At 66.0% G+C, this 20,969-nt stretch carries 19 protein-coding genes and 2 pseudogenes; 9 read left to right on the top strand and 12 right to left on the bottom strand.

What is annotated here, in order from left to right; all coding sequences use genetic code 11:
• The first annotated feature begins 39 nt into the window (after positions 1 to 39).
• Positions 40 to 738, top strand: a complete 699-nt coding sequence (locus ACFYOW_RS42205; protein ID WP_387296467.1) for a hypothetical protein — start codon at positions 40 to 42, stop codon at positions 736 to 738.
• A gap of 72 nt (positions 739 to 810) precedes the next feature.
• Here ACFYOW_RS42205 and ACFYOW_RS42200 read toward each other — a convergent pair whose 3' ends face one another.
• From ACFYOW_RS42200 to ACFYOW_RS42190, 3 genes are all read right to left on the bottom strand, one after another.
• Positions 811 to 1,074 carry a hypothetical protein gene (locus ACFYOW_RS42200; protein WP_387296465.1) on the bottom strand — a complete coding sequence of 88 codons (264 nt, stop codon included), beginning with the start codon at positions 1,072 to 1,074 and terminating at the stop codon, positions 811 to 813.
• A gap of 170 nt (positions 1,075 to 1,244) precedes the next feature.
• Positions 1,245 to 2,672: an MFS transporter gene (locus ACFYOW_RS42195; RefSeq protein ID WP_387296463.1), complete on the bottom strand. Its 1,428-nt coding sequence runs from the start codon at positions 2,670 to 2,672 to the stop codon at positions 1,245 to 1,247.
• A gap of 124 nt (positions 2,673 to 2,796) precedes the next feature.
• Positions 2,797 to 3,009 carry an FAD-binding protein gene (locus ACFYOW_RS42190; RefSeq protein ID WP_387296582.1) on the bottom strand — a complete coding sequence of 71 codons (213 nt, stop codon included), beginning with the start codon at positions 3,007 to 3,009 and terminating at the stop codon, positions 2,797 to 2,799.
• On the opposite strand from ACFYOW_RS42190, the gene ACFYOW_RS42185 reads away from it, so the two are divergent.
• Positions 2,997 to 3,281 carry a hypothetical protein gene (locus ACFYOW_RS42185; RefSeq protein WP_387296461.1) on the top strand — a complete coding sequence of 95 codons (285 nt, stop codon included), beginning with the start codon at positions 2,997 to 2,999 and terminating at the stop codon, positions 3,279 to 3,281. The genes ACFYOW_RS42190 and ACFYOW_RS42185 overlap by 13 nt on opposite strands.
• 48 nt (positions 3,282 to 3,329) lie before the next feature.
• Here ACFYOW_RS42185 and ACFYOW_RS42180 read toward each other — a convergent pair whose 3' ends face one another.
• Entirely contained in the window at positions 3,330 to 3,749 is a 420-nt protein-coding gene (locus tag ACFYOW_RS42180) for a hypothetical protein (RefSeq protein WP_387296459.1), read from the bottom strand.
• A 542-nt stretch (positions 3,750 to 4,291) separates the two neighbouring features.
• Here ACFYOW_RS42180 and ACFYOW_RS42175 point away from each other — a divergent pair.
• Positions 4,292 to 4,766 (top strand): annotated as a pseudogene (locus tag ACFYOW_RS42175) (SDR family NAD(P)-dependent oxidoreductase); the annotation flags it as partial.
• Positions 4,767 to 5,279: 513 nt separating this feature from the next.
• Here ACFYOW_RS42175 and ACFYOW_RS42170 read toward each other — a convergent pair.
• Genes ACFYOW_RS42170 through ACFYOW_RS42155 form a run of 4 tightly spaced genes read right to left on the bottom strand, consistent with a single transcriptional unit; the run spans position 5,280 to position 8,990 of the window.
• Complete coding sequence (locus tag ACFYOW_RS42170; protein ID WP_387296457.1) at positions 5,280 to 6,518, bottom strand: cytochrome P450; 1,239 nt, start codon at positions 6,516 to 6,518, stop codon at positions 5,280 to 5,282.
• A 19-nt stretch (positions 6,519 to 6,537) separates the two neighbouring features.
• Positions 6,538 to 7,356, bottom strand: a complete 819-nt coding sequence (locus tag ACFYOW_RS42165) for a coniferyl-alcohol dehydrogenase (RefSeq protein ID WP_387296455.1) — start codon at positions 7,354 to 7,356, stop codon at positions 6,538 to 6,540.
• Complete coding sequence (locus tag ACFYOW_RS42160) at positions 7,353 to 8,756, bottom strand: MmgE/PrpD family protein (protein WP_387296454.1); 1,404 nt, start codon at positions 8,754 to 8,756, stop codon at positions 7,353 to 7,355. The genes ACFYOW_RS42165 and ACFYOW_RS42160 overlap by 4 nt, the downstream gene beginning before the upstream one ends.
• A gap of 39 nt (positions 8,757 to 8,795) precedes the next feature.
• Positions 8,796 to 8,990: a ferredoxin gene (locus tag ACFYOW_RS42155; RefSeq protein WP_387296452.1), complete on the bottom strand. Its 195-nt coding sequence runs from the start codon at positions 8,988 to 8,990 to the stop codon at positions 8,796 to 8,798.
• Positions 8,991 to 9,401: 411 nt separating this feature from the next.
• Here ACFYOW_RS42155 and ACFYOW_RS42150 point away from each other — a divergent pair, with 411 nt between their 5' ends.
• Both ACFYOW_RS42150 and ACFYOW_RS42145 read left to right on the top strand, forming a co-directional pair.
• Positions 9,402 to 10,019 carry a TetR/AcrR family transcriptional regulator gene (locus tag ACFYOW_RS42150; RefSeq protein ID WP_387296450.1) on the top strand — a complete coding sequence of 206 codons (618 nt, stop codon included), beginning with the start codon at positions 9,402 to 9,404 and terminating at the stop codon, positions 10,017 to 10,019.
• Between the two features lie 198 nt (positions 10,020 to 10,217).
• Complete coding sequence (locus ACFYOW_RS42145; RefSeq protein ID WP_387296448.1) at positions 10,218 to 11,462, top strand: cytochrome P450; 1,245 nt, start codon at positions 10,218 to 10,220, stop codon at positions 11,460 to 11,462.
• Between the two features lie 97 nt (positions 11,463 to 11,559).
• Here ACFYOW_RS42145 and ACFYOW_RS42140 read toward each other — a convergent pair whose 3' ends face one another.
• Positions 11,560 to 13,056, bottom strand: a complete 1,497-nt coding sequence (locus ACFYOW_RS42140) for an aldehyde dehydrogenase (protein ID WP_387296446.1) — start codon at positions 13,054 to 13,056, stop codon at positions 11,560 to 11,562.
• A gap of 496 nt (positions 13,057 to 13,552) precedes the next feature.
• Between ACFYOW_RS42140 and ACFYOW_RS42135 the strand changes: the two genes are divergently transcribed.
• From ACFYOW_RS42135 to ACFYOW_RS42125, 3 genes and pseudogenes are all read left to right on the top strand, one after another.
• Complete coding sequence (locus ACFYOW_RS42135; protein ID WP_387296444.1) at positions 13,553 to 14,806, top strand: ABC transporter substrate-binding protein; 1,254 nt, start codon at positions 13,553 to 13,555, stop codon at positions 14,804 to 14,806.
• Positions 14,807 to 14,901: 95 nt separating this feature from the next.
• A pseudogene (locus ACFYOW_RS42130) lies at positions 14,902 to 15,762 on the top strand (flavin-containing monooxygenase).
• Positions 15,763 to 15,825: 63 nt separating this feature from the next.
• The gene (locus tag ACFYOW_RS42125; RefSeq protein ID WP_387296442.1) at positions 15,826 to 16,536 is read left to right on the top strand and encodes an FCD domain-containing protein; all 711 of its coding nucleotides are present in this window, start codon (positions 15,826 to 15,828) and stop codon (positions 16,534 to 16,536) included.
• A 122-nt stretch (positions 16,537 to 16,658) separates the two neighbouring features.
• Here ACFYOW_RS42125 and ACFYOW_RS42120 read toward each other — a convergent pair whose 3' ends face one another.
• Entirely contained in the window at positions 16,659 to 17,906 is a 1,248-nt protein-coding gene (locus ACFYOW_RS42120) for a cytochrome P450 (RefSeq protein WP_387296440.1), read from the bottom strand.
• A 513-nt stretch (positions 17,907 to 18,419) separates the two neighbouring features.
• Positions 18,420 to 18,551, bottom strand: a complete 132-nt coding sequence (locus ACFYOW_RS42115) for a hypothetical protein (RefSeq protein ID WP_387296438.1) — start codon at positions 18,549 to 18,551, stop codon at positions 18,420 to 18,422.
• Positions 18,552 to 18,562: 11 nt separating this feature from the next.
• Here ACFYOW_RS42115 and ACFYOW_RS42110 point away from each other — a divergent pair, with 11 nt between their 5' ends.
• Positions 18,563 to 18,751, top strand: coding sequence for an FCD domain-containing protein (locus ACFYOW_RS42110; RefSeq protein ID WP_387296436.1), 189 nt, complete (start codon positions 18,563 to 18,565; stop codon positions 18,749 to 18,751).
• 80 nt (positions 18,752 to 18,831) lie between these two features.
• Here ACFYOW_RS42110 and ACFYOW_RS42105 read toward each other — a convergent pair whose 3' ends face one another.
• Entirely contained in the window at positions 18,832 to 20,556 is a 1,725-nt protein-coding gene (locus ACFYOW_RS42105) for a dihydroxy-acid dehydratase (protein WP_387296434.1), read from the bottom strand.
• Positions 20,557 to 20,969 lie beyond the last annotated feature (413 nt).

Here is a 20,969-nt window from a genome sequence, read left to right as displayed (position 1 = left end):
TCGAGGGGTTTTAGGAATTTGGAAGGCAAGGGAATACCGATGATGAGGAAATCGACCGCTACCGCCGCGCTGGTCGCGGGCACGTTGTGTCTGACGGCCGGGGTCTCGAACGCCGAGCCGTCGTCCCCCGACCGGATCGACTTCACCTCCACCATTACCGACAAGAGGACCGTCATTCGCACCGACGGCGGTTCGATGGTGGTCGAGGACGGTGTCTTCAAGGTCAAGGCCGCCAACGGCGTCGTGCTCGGCGGGACCGAATTGTCGTTCCGGGTGGACGATTTCGTGTTTCCGATCGCGGCCGAGATCTCCGACCACACGGCCACGCTGACCCCGCAGCTCGACCTCGAGCACGCCGCGTACAAGCCGGTGGCGCTGCCGTACGAGGACCAGGCGCCGTGGAAGTCCCAATACGACCGTGAGCAGGCCGCCTGGTCCCGCATGGTCAGCACCATCACCATGGGTGCGACGGTCGGCACCATGGTCGGCGGTATCGCGGGCGCGGGCCTCGGCTGCCTGCTCGGCGGCGCGGTCGGACTTCCCCTCGGCGGCGCGCTGGGCCTGATGTTCGGCGCGCTGCCGGGCGCGGTGCTCGGCTGCATCGCCGGTATGGCCGTCACCGGCTTCCTCGGCACCATCGCGGGTGCGCTGTTCGTGACCGCGCCCGTCGCCATTCTGGCCGCGGCACAGTACTTCACCACCATCAACCAGCCCTTCACGCCGCCCACGGCCAAGTGACATTCCAGTAAGGGATCCCGATCCCGTTGCGCTGCTGGAGATCCCGGCCGCGCAATGGGATTCGGGACGGGATCACCCGTGCGCGGGTTCGGAGCGGGCAGCGACGACGATCGCCTGGACGGCGGTGGGCAGGGTCTGCTCCGGATCCGGCGCGAAGAACGGCGAGTGATTGACGGGCAGGCCCGGCGGCAACTGGTGGTCGTCGGCCATCAACGCCAGGTCTTGCTCGGTGTAGCGGTCAAGCGGATACGCGCCGACGAACCAGAACACCGACGGACAGCCCGCGGCCGTGGCGAACCTCCCGAAATCCTCACTGCCCGTTTGCGGATGTGCCATCGACGACTGATCGGGGCGGAGCAATGGAAGACGGCGCCGTCGGCGGCCTGTGTGCTGCGACCCGTCGATGATCATTCTGTATCGCCGTTCCGGTCCATCTCCGAGAAGGGTCGGGGCGGTGGTGGGTGCAGTCGTCATCGAGCGGGCTTTCTTCGATGCGGCTTGGGCAATCACAGCCACTTCAACCGCTTGGTTGATTTCGGGGCACTAGGGTCGGGGACCGTCCGCACCTCCACGGTGCGGTCGCCGGGAAAGACCACCGCGCCGACCGTCTCGTCGGCGGAGGAGGTGGATGCCGGGCGCCCCTCCGAGCCGTCCCGACGCCGGTACGCCGGGATGAGGAACACGGTGAGCGCCGCCGCCAGGGGAAGAAGGGCCCACAGGATGAAGTTCACCGCGGGGGGCAGGTTCGCGGCGGCGATGACACCACCCAGGGCGCCCGCCACGACGGCGGCGGCACGGCCGACCCCGAAGTCCACGCTGAGGATCGTACCGCGCAGGTGTGGCGGATACACGTTGGCCACGAGCCCGTTGAACATGAACGGGTTGTTCACGAGGCCGTAGCACAGCAGCAGCACGAGAATCAGCCAGAAAGGCGCGGCGAGCGCCAGGCCGATCGCGACGAGCGCCAGACCCGTCAGGAGGAGGAAGACCGCCACGACGATGCGCGGATTGCCACGGTCCTGCATCCGCCCGCCGACGAGACAGCCGACGATCGTTCCGAAGAAGACCAGCGCGGACAGTGCAAGGGCGTTGCTGAACCGCACTCCCCCCAGCACGAGGTAGTGCGGCAGCCAGGTGGGAAAGGCCGTGCACGAGCCGATGACGAACATCGCCGAGATCGCGATGAGGATGGTGCGTCCGCGATACTCGCGCGTGCAGAGGGTGCGCAGCTGCGGCCGATCACCCGAGGCCGGCACGTCGAGGTCGCCGAGCCCGAAGCGGGCGCGGAGGGATGCCGCCCGTTCGGGCTGACCGTGCGTCTGCAGGTACGCCCATGACTCGGGCATGATCGAGACGGCGACGGGGATGAGCAGCAGACCGACCACGCCGCCCATGATCCAGAGGATGCGAAAGTCCAGCCCCAGCCCTGCCAGGAGGGCCAGGCCGGTCAAGGGGGCGAGCATGCCCCCGATCGCGGTGCCGACCAGCATGATCGTGTTGTTGGCGAAGCGGCGTTCGCGCAGCGAGAACTCGGCCACGTAGGCGATGAGGGTCGGGGCCATACCGCCGATGCCGACTCCGGCGAGGGAACGGAAGACGAGGAACAAGGTCAAACCGGGGGCGATGGGCACCGCGAGAGTGAACACCGAGAAGAGGATGAGCGCGGCGAGCATCACCTTCTTCTTGCCGATCCGATCGGCGAGGATGCCGGCGACGATGGCGCCGACGAGCATGCCGAAGAGTTGGGCGCTGGCGACGGCGCCCGCCGTCTGGGGCGTGACACCGAATTCGCCTTTCGCGACGATCACGGGCAGCGTGACTCCGACGAGCGAACCGTCCAAACCGTCGGCGATCGCGAGGATCGTGGCGACGACAAGGAACCGACGACGCAGAACTTTCGCGCGGTCGGAGGTCGGCAGGGTGGTGGCGTTCATCGTCTGTCCTTCGTTACAGAGACCGGCCGGCGCGCAACGCGGCGACCCGGAGATAGTGGTGCGGCGTGAGCCGCGGGAAGACGAGGGGCCGGGCGCTTTCGCACCCGCCCCATCGCGAGACGGCTCAGACCGTCCGCGCGACGGCGGCGTCACTGACGACCGCTTTGCCCGCGAGGCGCCCGAAGGTCATCGACCGCAGGCCCGAGCTGCCCGAGAGGTACTCGTTGTAGAAGATGCCGGCGATCTCTTCCGCCGCGTACAGGCCGGGGATCGGCTTGCCCGCCGCGGTGAGCACGCGGCTCGAGCCGTCGACGCGGAGCCCCCGTGGGTGAAGCAGATGCGCAGGGCGATCGGCCCCGCCGAGTAGGGCCCCTCGCTGAGGGGCGCGGCGAAGTTGCTCTTGGCTGGCGACGGGCCGCGCGTGCCGATGCCATCCAGGGGCGTGAACGGGTTGATGGTGTTCCGTTCGCCCGCCGCGTTGAACTCCTCCACCGTCTGCCTGATGGCGGCGGCGTCGATACCCAGCAGACTTCCTCTGCAGTCACCGACCATGCCTGGTACGAGCTTCTCGACCGCCACAGTCATCACGGTTCGGCCCACATCGGCTGAGACAGTGACGCGTTCCCCGCTGGCTGCGTGAAGGTAACCTTGGGCATTTCAACTCTGATTGATGACGACGGACCAGCCGCGTTGCGGCTCACCGTCCAGCCCGAGCGAGAACCCGCGCTTCGACATGCCGGTGTGATCCAGCGTCTCGACCACCGAGCTGTGGCGGGGCGGGTCCGTGTGCATCAACAGGTCGGCGGTGGGGTTGAGCTGCGGATCAACCGGCAGGTTGGTGCCCGGCCACGCCGCGCCCGGGACGGAGCCGAAGAGGTCGGGTCGCGCTTCGATGTCGATAATGTCCTGGAACCGCGTAATGGCCCAGAAGCCGCCTTTCGCGACGCCGATCGACGCATCCTGCCAGTAGACGCCCGGCCGGCTTCGCATGTGGTCGAAGGCGCCGAATGGCACCGCATCCTGAAAACTTGCGGGTTCGGTCAGATCAGGCACAAGGGCCTGAGCGATCGTCGACATCGCATCCTCCTTGAGACGACGGGAGGCCTGCGTGTGACCTCCCACACATAGTGGATCAACTAATTGGTTGACGTCAATCGGGAACATCGACAGGGTGCGGCGTGCGCCACATGGCGCGATGGTCGGCTGGAGATCGCGCCACCTGGTCAGTGATTTCCACCAGACCGGTCCGCAATACTGACCGAGCGAAATGAATTGGACACGGGACGATTTCGTGGACGGCCATGGTGCTGTATCCATCCGGAAGTCCGCCGCAGGCATTCGAGTTCGAGGCTGCGAATCTGCCGTAGGGCGGTGATTGGAGACCACGTGCGCATTCCGACTCGAGAGCGATGTGATGCCGTCGCTATCGGAGAGCGTCCGCCCGGCAACCGCGTGGTCAACAGAACCGAATGGTGCCCGACCTGGCAGAAGCACCCGATGTTCCCGTTCGCATTCACCGCCCCGCCGGGATCGAGGGCGAGTTCCCGGGGCTCTTGTTCATCCACGGCGGCCGAACTCTCCGGAATCTGGCACGAACAAACCCATGAAAGGAACCCGCCATGGCAGGACGCGTAGCGGGCAAAGTCGCGCTCATCACCGGTGCGGCGCGCGGCCAAGGCCGGGCGCACGCAGCGCGGCTGGCCAGTGACGGCGCCGACATCATTGCTTTGGACCTGGCCGGCCCCCGCCTGGCGTGCCCTGCAACTCCCCACCCCGGATGATCTGAAGGAAACAGCGCGCCTGGAAAAGGAACGGGGCGGCAGAGTTATCACCTCCATCGCCGACGTGCGCGATATCGACACTCTGCGCGCCGAAACAGATGCCGCAGTCGCCGAACTGGGCCGACTCGATGTCGTCATCGCAAATGCCGGAATCTGCGTTCCCGACCCGCGGGACGCGATCAGCCCGCAGGAATTCCGCGATGTCATCGACACCAATGTGGTCGGCGTATGGAACACCGTCACGGTCGCGGCACCGCACCTCGTCGTCGGCGGGTGCGGCGGTTCGATCTTGCTGACCAGCTCTTATGCCGGTGCCGAGTCCCGGGTCCCGACGAGCTCGTTCCCAAGCCGTCGCCGTCGCTCTCGCGCCGTACGCGGACCGGGTCCGACGGCGCCTGGCGAATCTCCTCGTTCGACCCCGTCCGATTCGTAGAAACACAACCGCGTGAACCCGGTGAGCCCACACCAAAGCCTGACCCCCCAACACACTGTGATGGTCCGGGCGGCGAGTGATGCCGCCTGTCAGCGATTGCGGCGATGGCACGCAATCATGCCCACCATGACCGACGCCACCCCCTCGCGGTGATAGCGACCCTCGTTACACCTCGGACTCGGCGCCGTTCGCACCCGATAAAGTGTTACCGACTGATAACTGTTAGTCAGTACCAGTTGTTAGTCGAGCAAATCTTCCCTCGATGGGTGACACAGCTCGTCCTTCCTGCGTACAAGTAGCAGGTCCGCTGTGCGCACGATCGAATGCATTTCGAGTCCATACGGAAACGCCATCCCGCACCGGTCGTGCCGGAATTCCGGGCCATCGGTGCTCTCAGTCCGACCAGGTCACCGAGAGTTCATGGACTCCGTAGACAGCCATTTCGCCCTTGAAATCGAGCTTCTCCATCGGCTCGGTCAGTGCGAGGGTCGGGATGCGTTTATACAACGTGCCGTACACGACCTGCAACTCCAGGCGGGCCAGCGACTGGCCCAGGCACTGGTGCGGACCGAAACCGAAGGCGATGTGCCCGCTGGCATTTCGGGTGATATCGAGGCGGTCCGGATCGGGGAACACATCCGGATCACGATTGGCGATCTCCGCTGCCGCGATCACGCCGTCGCCCTGCCGGATCTCTTCGCCGCCGAATTCGAAACTGTCGGCGGCGACCCGGCGGCGGCCGATGTGCACGACCGTCAGGTATCGCAGCAGTTCATCGACGGCGCCGGCGATCACCTTCGGATCGTCGGTGTTCTGCAACAGCTCCAGTTCGCCCGGGTTGGACAGCAGCGCGACGGTGCCGAGCGCGATCATGTTGGCCGTCGTGTCGTGCCCCGCGACCAACAGCAGGCGCGCTATCTTCGCGACCTCGTCACGGGTCATGTGGCCGGCCTTGTATTCCTGGACCGCGAGACGGCTCAGCAGATCGTCGGCCGGATTCGCGGCCTTCTGCTCGATCAGATCCTCGAGGTAGGTGAGCAGATCCGTGATGGCCTGCGCAGCCTCTTCCGGTGGCACACTCTGGCTGTTGATCGTGGCGGCCAGTCGCTGGAACAGTTCGCGGTCGGTGTACGGCACACCGAGCAGTTCGCAGATCACCAGCGACGGCACCGGCAGCGCCAGCGCCTCCACGAGATCCACGGGTTTGGGGCCGGCCAGCATGTCATCGATGAGCCCATCGACGATCTGCTGCACCTTGGGCCGCAGACCTTCGACCTTCTTCACCATGAAGTCCGCGGTGAGTTTGCGGCGCTGCTCGGCGTGTTCGGGGCCATCGGTGTTGATGAACGTCTTCCCGCGCAACTGCCGCGCCTTCATGCCGGCGCTCATGTGCGGAAAATTGGGATGGAAGGTATCGGCACTGATCCGGGCATCCGAGAGGATCGCGCGGACATCGTCGTACCGAGTGAACAACCACGGAGTGCTGCCGTCCCACAAGGCCACCCGGGTGATCGGTGTTTCCTGCTGGATCCGGACCAATTCGGCCGGCGGATCGAGCGGACAGCGGTCCCGGGCGGTGGGATAAGCGGGACATCCGGCCACCGTGGTGCTGTCGGTTGCTTCGTTCGTCATGGTGCTCCTCGTCTGGGACTCAGCGGATACCGCTGGTGCCGGGCATTCCCTGCGGCGTCGCGACCTGCCCCATCAGACGGGCGGCCGTTGCTCCCGCGTCGACGATCAGGTTGATACCGGAGATGTAGCGGGCCGCGTCGCTGTTGAGGAACAGCAGTGCCTCCGCCTGCTCGACGGGGGTCGCGGGCCGGCCGGCCGGAAGCTCCCGACTGTCCCAGAACTCGGATCCGTAAAATTTGCGGAATTCCGATGTCATCGGGGTCGTGGTGTCGCCAGGGCTGATGCTGTTGATGCGTACGCCCCTACCGATCAACTCCGCGCTGCGGAACATCGTGTACATGATCACGCAGGCCTTGGAGAAGCGATAACCGGTGTCCACCTCGGCCGGGTGTTCAGCAATCCATTTCCTGCCGGCCGCGACATCGGGAGTATCCAGCAACTCGCGGATCGGTTCGGCCAGATCCGGCCAGCCGAGCCCGCCGACGGAGGCGATGTTCGCGATAGCGCCACCGGCCGGGATTCGCCCAACGAGAGTTTCGGTCAGGTGCCGCAATCCGAGGAAGTTGACCGCCATGACATCGGTCGGTCCGAAGGTCTGGGGCAGGCCGGCACAGTTGAACAGCACATCGATTCGGTCCGGCAGTTCGGCGGCGACTGCATCGATCTGCGCCGGATCGCGCAGGTCGACGTGGTGGCTGCTCGTCACGGCCGCGCCGACGTCCTTCACGTCGAGTGCGTGGACATTCGCGCCAGCGGCGACCAGCAGTTCCGTCGCGGCGCCGCCGATACCCGACGAGGCGCCGGTGATCACGGCGGTTTTGCCCTGATATGTGCTCATTCGGCGAGTTCCTTCAGCAAACTTGCGGTGTCCGTGTCGTCTTCCAGGTTCAGCACCCGCTCCGCGAATGCGCGCGCGGCCTTCTCACCGACCGGAGTTCGCGCGTACGCGGCGTTGACGACAAACTTGTCGATGATCTCGTCGCTGGTGAGGCGACTGTGCGGCCACACCCCTTTGGGCTGGTCGCAGCGGTATTCGTATTTCTTGCCATCGGTGGTGGTGACCGTGATCCGGGCGGGCAGCGCGGCCTTGCGGATGGCCAGGCTCGGATCGTCCACCGCGGTGATCTTCTCGGTCAGCGAGATGATCTCCTCGTCCTGCAGCCGCTCGGCGGCGAAATCCTCCAGGGTCACATTGCCCCGGACCGCGGCGACGGCGATCGAATAGGGAATGGAGAACTTGGCGTCCATCGGCGTCGGCGGGTGCCGCCGGACCTCGAGGGGAACGCACAGCCCGTAGGTGCCGCCCGTGGTGGCGACCACGATCTCGGAGACCGTTGCCGGGTCGATCTTGTTGTCCCCGAACACATGCAACGCGGCGTCGATGGCCGGATGGGAGCCACCGCACGCGGGCCACACCTTGAACGACGCTTCCACGCCACGGTAGTAGCTGCCGAGATCGCTGAGGACCTCCCGGCGGTCGTAGTCGTTGCCGAAATAGACGGGGTAGAGACCGCCGCGGCCCTCGAAGACGTTCTCGATCCCGCCCGCACCGCGTTCGGCCAGCAATGCCGACAGCACACCGGTCTCGTTGGGGGCGCCGCCGTTGAACGATGCGATGTTGGAGTTGGCGCTCCAGCGCATCTCCAGGGTTCCGGCGGCCCGGATGTAGGCCAGGCCGAGCGCCGCGTGCGTGCGTTCCGCGTCCAGGCCCAGCAACTTCGATGCCGTTGCCGTCGCGGCGAACACGCCGAACACCGGGGTGCCGAACCATGCTCCGCCGTTGGTCACCGACGCCGCGATCCGAACTCCGAGGTCGTTGCCCAGTGCGATCGCGGTCAGCAACTGCCGGCCGTCCACCCGGCCGGAGCGCTCTGCCAGTGCCAGCGCGGTCGGCACGGTCGGCGTGCTCGGGTGGTAGCCGACGTCCCGTACGAGGTCGTCGTAGTCCAATCCGTGTACCAGCGCACCGTTCAGCCACGCCGCATTCGGGGCGGACAGCCGATTCGGGAAACCGACCACCGAACACTCCGGCGCACCGCCCCGGATCTCGGCGACCTCGAGATAGGCGTCGACTCCGGGCGTCAGACCGGTCGATGCCAGCGTGACGCCGACCGTGTCGATCAGGCTCAGTTTGGTGGTGAGGACGGTCTCCTCGTCGAGGTCACCGAACGATGCACGTTCGATGTGCCGGCAGATGTCGTAGGCCAAATCCACTTGCGAGTCCAACTCTGCACTCAAGTTGCGTCTCCTGCTACTTTCGTTCTCCGCCAACGAGTCTCAGTTACTCAGCAAGATCGCCCGGGCAGGGCATACCAGTGCCGCCTGCTCGACTTCGGGCTCCTTGCCCTCCGACGGATTCTCGTCCAGCACGATCACGAGTCCGTCGTCCTCGTTCTGGTCGAATACGTCCGGTGCGGCGACTACGCACTGCCCGGAGCCGATGCAGGCGTGGGGTTTGATTTCGATGCGCATCTTCTGGTTCCTCACTGATTCCTCGGACTGCGATTGCCCAACAGCCCGTTTCGACGACGACCACCGATCTCGGATATGCGCTGAATGCTGCTGCAGTCGAGGGGCTGTCCGACATCCATCCGCCCACCCGCGGGACACAGGTGGCGATCCGCTGTCGACTGTCGAATCTTCACTGGCTTGCCGATCGTCGTGGCTGAGCATCGGGAGCCGATATCGACATTCTATGCCTAAAGCAGCATCGAGTGTCAAGACCTTGGCGACAAACCCGGCCCTGCTCACGCCTGGCCGAGACTGCGCGAAAGGCCTGGACCCGGGCAGCGCGCGTCTCCGATCGACCTTCTGACGCCAGGTTCGCCTTCCAATGCCGATCTGGTCACCGAGTGCCAAAAGAGGCAGTGCTAGCCTTGGCCGATGACGAGCTCGATATCGCTGCGAGAGCGGACACGCCAGGCCGTGACAGCCCAACTGACCGAGGTCGCGATGACGCTCTTCACACAGCAGGGCTACGACGAGACCACCATCGAGGAAGTCGCGCAGGCCGCCGGACTGTCCAAGCGAAGCTTCTTCCGATACTTCGCCTCCAAAGAGGACGTGGTCCTGCACAATCAGGAAGCGATCGGGAAGGAGCTCGCCGACGCATTGGCGGCCCGTCCCGTCACAGAGTCCCCCTGGCAGTCGCTGCGCCGGGCGTTCGACCTGATCACCGATCGGATGGACGCGGAGCCGGAGCGGTCGATCATCCGGCTGCGAATGATGAACGAGACCCGTTCGCTGATGGGAAGCTATACGGCGCGCCGAGCCCAGTGGCGGGATCTGCTCGTCCCCCATCTATTGCCGCACCTCGATCCTCAGGGTCGAGATGAGAACGACCTCCGAGCGATTGCGATCGCGGGCTCGGCATTGGCTTGTTACGAGGCGGTGCAGCAGATGTGGCTGACCCTCGAAGGCTCGGTCCCCATGTCGACGCTCCTCGACGAGGCGATGTCGGCGGTCATCCCATTGGACAGTTCCGAGACCGAGAACCGCTGAACATCTCGGTGCCGATGTCCCGACCGCGCCGGCCCGCACGACGGGTGGATAGATCGCTCGATATTACATATTTCGATTTGCTATTTTGAATGATGGTTGGCACAGTCCGCCTCGTTCCGGGCACTCATGTCCTCACGACGTGGCCCCTCCGCGGCCACCACGAGGCGGCGCGGCAACGCCGCCGACAGGAGGAGCAGCATGTCCGATACCCACTTCGTCACCGGAACGGATCCGACGCGGTGTCCGGCCTTCCCGATGCCGCGCAGCACGCAGGACCCGCTGGCCCCACCGCCGGGCATGATCGAACTACGCGACCATGCTCGGATCAGCCGCGTCCGCCTGTGGGACGGCAGCACTCCCTGGCTGATCACCGGATACGACGACCAGCGAAAAGTGCTGTCCGACGACCGCTTCAGCGCCGACATCCGGTTGGCGGGATTTCCGCAGAGCTCGCCGGCGACCGCCACCTGGTTCGAACGGGCCAGGCCCCTGATGACGATGGACGACCCCGAACACAGCACGTTGCGCCGGACCATGGCCGGCGCGTTCACCATCCGGCGCGTCGAATCGCTGCGCGACGACGTCGCCACGATCGTCGACGGGCTGATCGACCGAATGCTGGAGGCCGGGCCGCCGGTCGATCTCGTCGGCTCCTTCTCCCATCCCATCCCATCCCTGGTCATCTGCCGGATGCTGTCGGTGCCGTTCGACGATCACGAGTTCTTCCAGGCCACCGCGAAGACCGTGGTCTCCACGAGTTCGTCGGCCGCCGAGAGTTCGGCAGCGATCATCTCGTTGCGCGACTACATGGCCGATCTGATCCGGTCCGTGGCGGACAACCCACCCGAGGGCCTGCTCGGAGCGCTCATCGAGGAGCAGTACCGGGCCGGCAGGTACACCCTGTCGGAGACAGCGGCAATCGCACTGCAACTCCTGCTGGCAGGACACGACACGACCGCCAGCATGATCAGTCTCGGGGTGCTGGCCCTGCTGCGACACCCGGGCCAGTTCCAGCGCTTGGTCACCTCGGCCGGTCGGCAACCATGGGTGAACGCGGTGGAGGAACTACTGCGGTTCCTGACAATCGTGCACACCGGGCGACGCCGCGTCGCGCTGACGGACGTCGAGGTGTGCGGACAGCTGATCAAAGCAGGCGAAGGCATCATCGCGGCCAGCGATGTGAGCAACCGCGAGGCGGGCATCTTCGGCGATCCGGATCGGCTCGACGTGTCCCGGGAGGCAAGGCACCACCTGTCGTTCGGATTCGGGATCCACCAGTGCCTCGGCGCACCGCTGGCCCGAATGGAGATGCAGGAGGCGTACAGCCGACTGTTGCAGCGAATCCCCACCTTGGAACTCGCCGTCGCGCCGGAGGAATTGACGTTCCGCGATTCGGCGGTCGTCTACGGAGTGGACGAGCTCCCCGTGACCTGGAAGCCCTGACCACCAGCGATACGAGTGCCCGCGGGCCGGTCGGCCCGCGGGCACTTGTATTCGTATTCACAGCCGTCGCAACAGATTCGACGGCGATGCCGAATGCTCAGAACTGCGTGTGCACGGATTTGACCTCGAGGAACGGCAGGAGGCCCTCCGCACCGCCTTCACGGCCCAGGCCCGACTGTTTGTATCCACCGAAGGGGGTCGTGACGTGTGCCCCGACGAACCCGTTGAGCGAGACCGTCCCCGTGCGTAGCCGGCGAGCGACCTCGAACCCCTGCTCCGCGTCCGCCGAGAAGACCGCGCCGCCGAGCCCGTACGGGCTGTCGTTCGCGATGGCCACGGCATGATCGACATCCCGATAGGTGATGACGCTGACAACCGGACCGAAGATCTCCTCCTGCGCGATCCGCATCGAGTTCTCGACGTCCACGAGAATGGTCGGCTCGAAGAAGAATCCGCGCGGCAGGTGTGCAGGACGGATCCCACCTGCCGCGACCCGCGCCCCCTCCTCGATCGCCAGCGCGACATAGCTTTCGACCCGGTCACGGTGGCGCGGCCCGGCCAGTGGGCCGAATGTGGTGTTCGAGTCGTGCGAGTCACCCACGACGAAGGTCGAGGCCAGCTGGGCCTTCATCGCGTCGACGAGCTCGTCCCGGCGACGTTCCGACACGAGCACCCGGGTGAGGCCGAAACACGCCTGACCCGAATTGATCAGCCCACCAAGCAGCAACGACGTGACGGTCTCGTCCAACGGCGCGTCGTCGAGCACCAGAGCAGCCGATTTGCCGCCGAGTTCGAGTGTGACGCGGGCGATCCGTTCGCCTGCGGTCGCTACGATCTGCCGGGCGACCGCCGTACTGCCCGTGAAGGTGATCTTGTCGATGCGGGGATCCGCCACGAGCGCGGTGCTCCCCTCCACATCCGCGACGACCACGTTCACGACACCTGCGGGCAGCACCCCCGCAGCGGTGAGTTCACCCGCCACCTCCGCCAGAATATTGACGGCGAGCGGGGTTTCCGGCGAGGACTTGAGAACGACGGTGCAGCCGGCCGCGAGCGCCGGCGCGAGTTTCATGCACGCGACCGGAAAGGCACCATTGAAGGGAACGATCGCGGCGACCGGGCCGACCGGCTCGTGCAGCACGCGTGTCACCTTGCCGTCCTGACGCGGGCGGTCATCCCGGAACGGGAACGTCCGCACCATCTCCGCGTAGTACCGCAGATACCCGATCGCGGCGTCGCTGTGGGCGAGCCGGGACATCGTGATCGGCATCCCGATCTCGGCGGTACCCGCCTGCGCCAGGTCCTCGGATCGGGCGAGCAAGGCATCGGCGAACACGTCGAGAATGTCCGCACGCTCACCCGGGGAGGACGCCGCCCACGGCCCACCGTCGAACGCGGCCCGCGCCGCACCGACCGCGCGAGCCACGTCTGAGGCAGAGGCCTCACGCACCCGAGCCACGACCTCCTCGGTCGACGGATCGATGACCTGGAACGTCCGATCGCCCGTGGCCGGGACCCACTCCCCGTCGACGAACACCGTATCTCGATCGGAAAACCGCGGCCGGGAAGCGCTTTGCGTATCAAGGCTAGTCACACCGGGATGCTACCTCCACTTTGCACTACCAAACAAGTAGTCACTTTAGCGAACAAAAGTCTTGACAGACTGTGGTGGAGGTCACGTAGTTTCGTCCCAGGCTTCAACTCAGAAGGACATCGATGACCATCACGTTCGCCCTGCTGCATGGTGGCTGTCATCGCGCCGCGTGCTACGAGCGCCTGATTCCCGTGCTGCAGGAGAGGGATTACACGCCGTACCGAAGACGGAGCCGTCAGCCCCGAGTGGAGCAGGAGCGCTGCCGAACGAATCGCTGCGGCGGTGGTCGAGCTACCGGGAAGCTCGCACTCCCCGTTCGTTTCGCGCCCCGCAGAACTGGCGGACGTACTGCAGGCTCTCGCAAACGCCTGATACAGACGCCGCGAGATGACCCGCCACCCGCGCCGGCGCAGCTCCGGGGCGGCATCGCGACACCAATCAGCAAGCGCCACTTCGTATTCGAAGTCCACACGTCCTCGACAAATCAGGAGAACCAGTGAAATTACGCAACGGCGGCGTCGCCGCAGCCATCGGGCTCTGTCTGGTAGTCGCTCTGACAGCGTGTGGCAAGTCCACCGAATCCGGTGGAGCATCGGACAACTCCGGCAACACGTCGCAGGCCACCGCGAACGTTCAGCCTCCGGTCAAGCTCTTCTTCATCAACGCGCAGGGAGCCACCACCGGCGCCAGCTATCCCCAGGAGACGGTGGGCGCCAAAGCCGCGACCGCCTACATCAATGAACACGGCGGAATCGACGGTCACCCGCTCGAACTCGATACGTGCTTCACCGACGAGACCCCGGCGAGCACAACCAACTGCGCCAACCAGGCCGCCGCCGCGAATCCCATCGCCGTCGCGACCGGCACGCTGGCGGACGACAACAATGTCATCGCTGTCACGGCGAAGGCAGGCGTGCCGATCGTCAGTAACTTCGGCGCGACCGCAGACGTGCTGAAGGCAGAAGGCAAAGCGTACATCTTCAATGCCAATGGCCAGACTGCCGTGGCGGCCAACGGTGCGAAGATGAAGGAGCGGGGCGTCAAGAAGGTCGCCGTGATCTACGTCAACGTCCCCGCGGTAGTCAACGGGATCTACAACCTCGCTCAGGACCTCTACACGAAGAACGGAATCGGTTACACCGGCTACCCGGTCCCCTACCCCTCGCCCGACCTGACACCGACGCTGACCGCCGTGCAGCAGCAGCACCCCGACGCCGTCGTGTTGATCTCCGACGCGATCACCTGTGGCGCCGCGTTCAAGGCAGCACTCGCGACCGGGTTCGACAAGCCGTTTTACGTCCCCGGTCAGTGCAAGTCGAACGCGAACTCGGCATTGGTCGGATCGATGAAGCAGAACGTCTACATCAACCAGTTCTCCGATGTGCCCAACCCCGGCGATCCGGATGTCAAGACGTTCACGGACGCGATGAAGGCGCACGGCGGCGGCCAATTTCTCACCGACAGCTTCGCGATCGACGGATTCCAGGGAATCATGAACATCGCCGAAGCGATGCGAAAGGCTCCGAAGTCGCCCACCGGACCGACCCGCGAAGGCCTGATCTCGGCGCTGCAGGCCGGCGGAATCCACCAGTTCCTGATGGGACCGTCGACGACATTCACCTGCGATGGCAAGGCACTCCCCAGCATGCCCGCGATCTGCGCGATCAACGGGTACACCGGTACATGGAAGCCGAACGGTGTCGAGAACCTCGAGCTGGGGGCCGGCTCCCGATTCGTCAACGGGAACTGATCGGTCTCGGCGACCGGTCGGAGGCCCTGGTTCCGGCGTCGAGTGTCTGGACCAGGGCCACACTGCCACGCCCGGTCGAAGCGACCTACCCCGCCCTGGACCACGACGTCAGCATCATCGGCGCGGGTTTCGCCGGCATGTACATGCTCGAGAAGTTGCGCCGCTCGGGATTTTCGGCGCACATCTTCGAGACCGGCGACGATGTCGGCGGCACCTGGTACTGGAATCGGTACCCAGGGAGCCCGGTGCGACGTCGAAAGTCTCGTCTACTGCTACACGTTCGACGAGCAACTGCAGCAGGATTGCGCATGGAGCGAGCGGTATCCGGCGCAGGACCGCGTCCGGCGCAGAGGTCTCGAGCCGGTTCCTGCTGACCGCGGTGGGCTGCCTGTCAGCCGTGCGGGTCCCGGAATTCCCGGGGCTCGACACGTTCCGCGGCGAGTTGTACCACACGGGACAATGGCCGCACGAACCCGTCGATTTCGCGGGACGACGGAAATTTCAGCATTCCGGCCCGCGTGATCATCCCATCGGCGCCAAGCGGATCTGCGTGGACACAGTGGAGCGCCGGTCCCCGAACGTATCTCGGCCTCGCCGTCGCCGGGTTCCCGAACATGTTCACCATCACCGGACCTGGCAGTCCGTCGGTCCTGAGCAAGGTGGTCGTCTCGATCGAGCAGCATGTCGATTGGATCGACGGTCATCTGAATTATCTGCCCGACCAAGGTTTCCGCCGAACCGAGGCGGCGCCAGACGCGCAGGACGGCTGGGTCGATCACGTCAACGAGGTCGCGGCAGTCACGCTGTACCCGGCCACCGCCTCCTGGTACATGGGCGCCAACATCCCCGGCAAACCCCGAGTGCTCATGCCCTACACGGGCGGAGTCGGCGCCTACCGCACGATCTGCGACGACGTGGCGGCAAACGACTACCACGCATTCCTGTTCCGGTCCTGAACCGACGACACACACTCATGCCCCGACTAACGGCCGGTACGGGTTCGTGGCGATCCGCGCCCGGTGCTCGTCGGTGAATGCCTGTCGCAGAACGGGATCGGTGAAGATGTCGCAGGCCAACGTCGTCAGGGCCCGCGCGGCGCCCATCGCGGCCTTGTGCGCCGCCGGCGATCCGCAGGCGGCGGTCGCCCGCCCACGTGTGGATGGGTACGCCGATCGGCAGCGCCGTCATCCCGACTCCCATCGTGGGTACCAGCCTGCTCACGTCACCCACATCGGAGGTGCCACCGACCGATTCCTCCGCATAGGGCGCGGGCGTGCGGTCGAGTCCACTTCCGCGAGTCCGAGCCCGGTTGCCGGGAACACCTCGGAAGCGCCGTCGTCGAACTGTTCGTCGCCAACGCGTCCGACGATCAGGTCGCCGCTCTCGTCCGGCATTTCGCGGACACACCCGGCGCCAGGGACAACGCTGGCACCCCGCTGTCGAACCACGACGAAATTCGGTTCGCGAGCGCGGGAAACACACTCCTGCGACGGCTGTTCGAGCCGATCACAACTCGGATCGCGATCACGCAGAATCTCTCGATCCGCTCGCCGGGCAGAGCCGCGGAGAGCCGGCTGGAGGCCGAGCAAACCCTGACATGGATCAAGGTTCGCGACTCCGCCCGCGCGGCGGAATCCGCCCGACACCACATCAGGATGGCGAAAAAGTCCGCGCTGCGGGCACTTCGGGCGAAGATGGCCGAACCGACTGCAACACAGTTGCTCGGCTGACAGCCGGGTGGCACCTCGCATCCAGTTCGCCGATGCGCCGACAGCCAGACCGAGCAACCAGCCTACTCAGCTGGCACCACCGAGCGGTTGTCAACTCGGATTCGTGCGGGCTACCTACATTTTCAACGTCGGGTGAGGCGGGCGGGCAGCGATACCAGGCCGCGAGTCGGCACCGAATGGTACTGCGGTGCTTCGGTGAGCACGTCGATCCGATCGACTCGTTCGACGACCAGCGACAGCGCGGTGTGTAGTACGACCCGCGCAAGGTGGGAGCCGATACAACGGTGCATGCCGACCCCGAAGGCCAGGTGACGATTGGGCCTGCGATCGGCATCGAAGCGGTCCGGATCCGGGAATTCGGTCTCGTCGAAATTCGCCGACACATAGCTGAGTTCGATCTTATCTCCGGGATGTAGTTCTTTGCCGTGCACAGTGATCGGGCAGGTCACGGTCCGGCGGAGGTAGGTCGTCGGCGTGAACATCCGCAACGACTCCTCCGTCGCCGAATCGCGCAATGTCGGCTCGGAGCGCAGTTCGGCGATCAGGCCCGGCTCGATGGCGAGCTGGCGCAATATGCCGCCCAGCACCGCCGAGGTCGTCTCCAAGCCGCCCAGGACGAGCATCACCAGCACCGAGACCACATCGGACAGCGGCGCGCGCTCCCCATCGATCACAGTGTGCGCCGCCGCGCTCACTATGTCGTCGGTTTCCGGGCGCTCGACGGCTGCGGCGGCCAACGGCCGAACGAAACCCTCCAGATCGGCGAAGCCGGCCGCGGAGGCGGCCGGGTCGTGAGAGAACACAGCTCGCTCGACGATCTCGACACACTGCGCCGCCTGGTCGACGGGTAACCCCATGATCTCGGCGAAGAACACCCGCGCGGGCAATGCCGCGGCGAATCCAGCGACGAGATCCACCTCGTCGCCCGTCAACAGGGGCTCCATCAGTTCATCGGCGATCCGCCGGATCGCATCGACCTTGGCCCGCATCCGATCCCGGGACAGGAACGGGTTGAGGCGCCGACGCCACTGAGTGTGCTCCGGCGGGTCGGCCTCCAGCGGCAACAGCCGGTTCTTGCTACCCGCAGTTCCCGCGACCCCCTGAGCGGACGAGTAAACCTGCCAGTCCTGTAGCAACTGCCACACATCCGCGTAGCGGGAGATGAAGTACGTGTTCTCCAGCCTCAGATCGGCCGCGATCGGCGCGCGGTCCCGCAGCACCTGCAACGCGGCATGGAATTGCTCGTTGAAGCCTTCGCTGCCGAAGTGCACGCCGATCGGGCAGCCGTTGGCATCCGCGACCAGCGGTCCGTCGGCGGTGACCAGACCATCCGGTTCCGGGTGCGATGAGACAGATCCCGATTGACGCATAACGTGCCCTCCACTCAGCCCCGAGTCGCCAGAAGCGTGTTCGCAGTGTCGATCAACTGATTGCAGTGAGACTACGGTCACATCCTGGAAATGTCAAAGGTCACAATCGATCCATCCGCCGATCGACTTCCCCGCACACCTCAAGTCACCGAGCGAAATCCTCAGCACCAGTGGAGAAGTTCGGATAGGGTCAGGATTTCACAGGACGCACGAACACTTCACAGTCCACGCGTCCAGCCGGTCGAGCCAGCACGATCAGTCCGGAACGGATGCCCGAACTCGGGGTTAGCCACTCCATTTATCGAACGCTATAGCAAACGGTTGGACGCTTAATAGTCTTATGGCCTTGCATGATTGCCAGAACGGCTGGGCGATGCCGACTTCGCAGTTCTTCCAGAGCCTCGGCGACCCGTCGTGATTCGGCCGGGCCCGGGCCGTCGTCCACCACCGCCCGATCCCGACCCGAACCGGTTCTGCTCCAGCAGGTTTCGCCCGCGTCGGTCGCCGCTACCGTCAATCGCCGGCGAACCAGGTGGACAGCAGAGCGCGCAGCACGGTGACCAAGGCCAGCGGCTGCTCGAGCATCGGATTGTGCCCGCATGCCGAATTTCGACATATGACCGGCACCGCGACGAGATCGCGCATCTCCGTTGTTGATGCTCCGGAACCTGTCGATGCGGACACCCGGCCGGGCCGAGGAGAGCCGCCGCGAGGCCAAGCAGACGATGGCGGCGATTCGGCCTCGTGATGTGGACCGCGCGGTGGACGCAGCCCGTCACCACGTGCGGATGGCGAAACAATCCGCGCTGCACGCACTTCGGGCCCGGATGGGCGAAACCGGCTGACCGGATGCGCCCCTCGGTGCGCTCAGTGCGACCCGCTCGGCGATGCCTCGGCCGATGCGGTCGCCGCTGCCCGCGATCGATCAGTCCGCCGCGGCCAGGTCCGAGATCGGATCGGTCTGTACGGCAAGCACTTCCGGGCGGCGGAGGAAGTCGAAGTCGCAACCCTCGTCGGCTTGGAGGACGTGGCGGACGTACAGGGCCTCGTAGCCGCGCACAGCGGTCGGGGCCGGGGCATGCCAATCCGCCGCTCGGCGCTCCAGTTCGGCCGGATCGACCAGGAGGTCCAGAGTGCCCGCCACGATGTCGAGACGGATCGGATCCCCGTCCCGGACCAGAGCGAGCGGGCCGCCGATCGCGGCCTCGGGGACGGCGTGCAGAACCACGGTGCCGCGCTGGGTTCCGCTCATCCGTGCATCGGAGACTCGGACGATATCGGTCACACCGGCCTGGAACAGCTTGTTGGGCACAGGAATACCGCCCGCCTCGGGCATGCCCGGCCCACCCCGCGGTCCCGCGCCGCGCAGCACCAGCACGGTGTCCGGGGTGACCGGCAGCTCCGGGTCGTGGATACGGGCGAGCAGGTCGGCCTTGCCCTCGAAGACCAGTGCGGGTCCGGTGTGCTGCCACAGGGTTCGGTCGGCGGCGGAACTCTTGATCAGCGCGCCGCGGGGGGCGAGCGAGCCGCGCAGGACGGTCAGGCCACCGTCGGCCCGCACCGGCGCGGCCGGCGCGCGGACCACCGTTCCGTCGGGTTCCGGTGCGGCATCGAGCAATTCGCCGAGGGTGCGGCCCGTGACGGTGAGGACTTCCCGGTCGAGCAGGGGCACGAGGCCGCGCAGCAACGCGGGGACGCCGCCGGCGTGTTCGAATTCGCTCAGTAGATGCGGCCCCGACGGCCGGACGCCGACCAGTACCGGGGTAGACGCCACGAGTTCGGCGACCCGGTCGAGCCCGAGCCGCAGCCCGAGCCGGCCCGCGATCGCCTCGAGGTGGATGACCGCGTTGGTCGAACCGGCCACCGCCAGGACGACCCGCAGCGCGTTGTCGAACGCGCCCGGGGTCAGGATGCGTTCCGGCGTCAGCCCGGCGGCGACCGCGGCGACCGCGGCGAATCCGGTCGCCTCGGCATGTTGCAGCCGCCGACCGTCGACCGCCGGAATCAGGGCCGCGCCGGGCAGGGACAGGCCCAGCGCCTCGGCGACGATGGCCATCGTGGTGGCGGTGCCCATTACGTTGCAGGTGCCGGGCGAGGTGTTGAGACAGGTCTCCAGGCAGGCCCATTCCGCGGCGGGCAGGGTGCCCGCGGTACGTTCGGCCGACAGGTCCCAGTAGTCGTCGGTCACCAGGGGGCGGCCTCGGAACCGGCTCTCCAGCCTCGGCCCGGCAGGCACGATCAAGGCCGGCTTCCCGGCACTGGCCGCACCCATCATCTGGGCGGGCAGCGTCTTGTCGCAGCCGCCGAGCAGGACGACCCCGTCGACCGGGCTGCGATTGAGCATCTCCTCGACGTCCATCGCCATGAGGTTCCGCAACAGCATCGCGGTGGGCGACAGGAAGTTCTCGCCGAGGCTGATAGTCGGGAACTCCAGCGGCAGACCACCGGCGCGCAGTACGCCGCGTTTGACCGCGGCGGCCACATCGCGCAGGCCCGCGTTGCAGGGATTGAGTTCACTCCAGCTGGAACAGATTCCGATCACCGGACGCGCGGATGCCGAGTCACCGAATCCCTCGGCGTGCAGCCAGGTGCGCAGCACCAAACCGCCGGCGTCGCCGTCGAGCCGCGCGCTCGGCCGGGCCGCGCTCATCGGCGGGCCACCCGGCCGGACAGGGTCAGCAGCCGGGTGGCGACCGACCGATAGACCGCCGATTCGGCCGGCGACCCGGATCGAAGGTGACCGGTTCGTCGAATCACTGCGATCCCCTCACTCATACCCGAGAGCCAAACAGCACTGTTTGTATTGTTGACCATTCAGTTGCAGAAAGACTACGACCCGGTCCCCGGGGGGTCAAAGGCCGGATTCGATTCGGCTCACTCGCCTGCGTCGAGCGAAGCCGGAGACCTCCACCGGGCGACAGCACCGCGCCGCAGCCGCTGTGAGCGGCTGCGGCGCAACTGTGAATCTCGGTCAGCGAGCGCCGGGGATCAGGACGGACGTTGGACATGCGGACGGTTTGTGACTCACGACACTTGTGACCTTTGACATACATCGATCGGCGA

This window comes from Nocardia sp. NPDC006982 (assembly GCF_042869435.1).
Taxonomy (GTDB): Bacteria; Actinomycetota; Actinomycetes; order Mycobacteriales; family Mycobacteriaceae; genus Nocardia.
The sequence above is the reverse complement of the archived record's forward strand: the minus strand, read 5'-3'. Positions and strand labels throughout refer to the sequence as shown.

What these genes read in the sequence shown, in the direction of transcription:
- ACFYOW_RS42205 (WP_387296467.1), top strand. Translation starts at nt 40, where the DNA reads ATGATGAGGAAATCGACCGCTACCGCCGCGCTGGTCGCGGGCACGTTG.
- ACFYOW_RS42145 (WP_387296448.1), top strand. Translation starts at nt 10,218, where the DNA reads ATGTCCGATACCCACTTCGTCACCGGAACGGATCCGACGCGGTGTCCG.
- ACFYOW_RS42155 (WP_387296452.1), bottom strand. Translation starts at nt 8,990, where the DNA reads ATGCGCATCGAAATCAAACCCCACGCCTGCATCGGCTCCGGGCAGTGC.
- ACFYOW_RS42180 (WP_387296459.1), bottom strand. Translation starts at nt 3,749, where the DNA reads ATGTCGACGATCGCTCAGGCCCTTGTGCCTGATCTGACCGAACCCGCA.
- ACFYOW_RS42110 (WP_387296436.1), top strand. Translation starts at nt 18,563, where the DNA reads ATGCTCCGGAACCTGTCGATGCGGACACCCGGCCGGGCCGAGGAGAGC.
- ACFYOW_RS42105 (WP_387296434.1), bottom strand. Translation starts at nt 20,556, where the DNA reads ATGAGCGCGGCCCGGCCGAGCGCGCGGCTCGACGGCGACGCCGGCGGT.
- ACFYOW_RS42195 (WP_387296463.1), bottom strand. Translation starts at nt 2,672, where the DNA reads ATGAACGCCACCACCCTGCCGACCTCCGACCGCGCGAAAGTTCTGCGT.
- ACFYOW_RS42170 (WP_387296457.1), bottom strand. Translation starts at nt 6,518, where the DNA reads ATGACGAACGAAGCAACCGACAGCACCACGGTGGCCGGATGTCCCGCT.
- ACFYOW_RS42200 (WP_387296465.1), bottom strand. Translation starts at nt 1,074, where the DNA reads ATGGCACATCCGCAAACGGGCAGTGAGGATTTCGGGAGGTTCGCCACG.
- ACFYOW_RS42120 (WP_387296440.1), bottom strand. Translation starts at nt 17,906, where the DNA reads ATGCGTCAATCGGGATCTGTCTCATCGCACCCGGAACCGGATGGTCTG.
- ACFYOW_RS42150 (WP_387296450.1), top strand. Translation starts at nt 9,402, where the DNA reads ATGACGAGCTCGATATCGCTGCGAGAGCGGACACGCCAGGCCGTGACA.
- ACFYOW_RS42115 (WP_387296438.1), bottom strand. Translation starts at nt 18,551, where the DNA reads ATGCGCGATCTCGTCGCGGTGCCGGTCATATGTCGAAATTCGGCATGC.
- ACFYOW_RS42165 (WP_387296455.1), bottom strand. Translation starts at nt 7,356, where the DNA reads ATGAGCACATATCAGGGCAAAACCGCCGTGATCACCGGCGCCTCGTCG.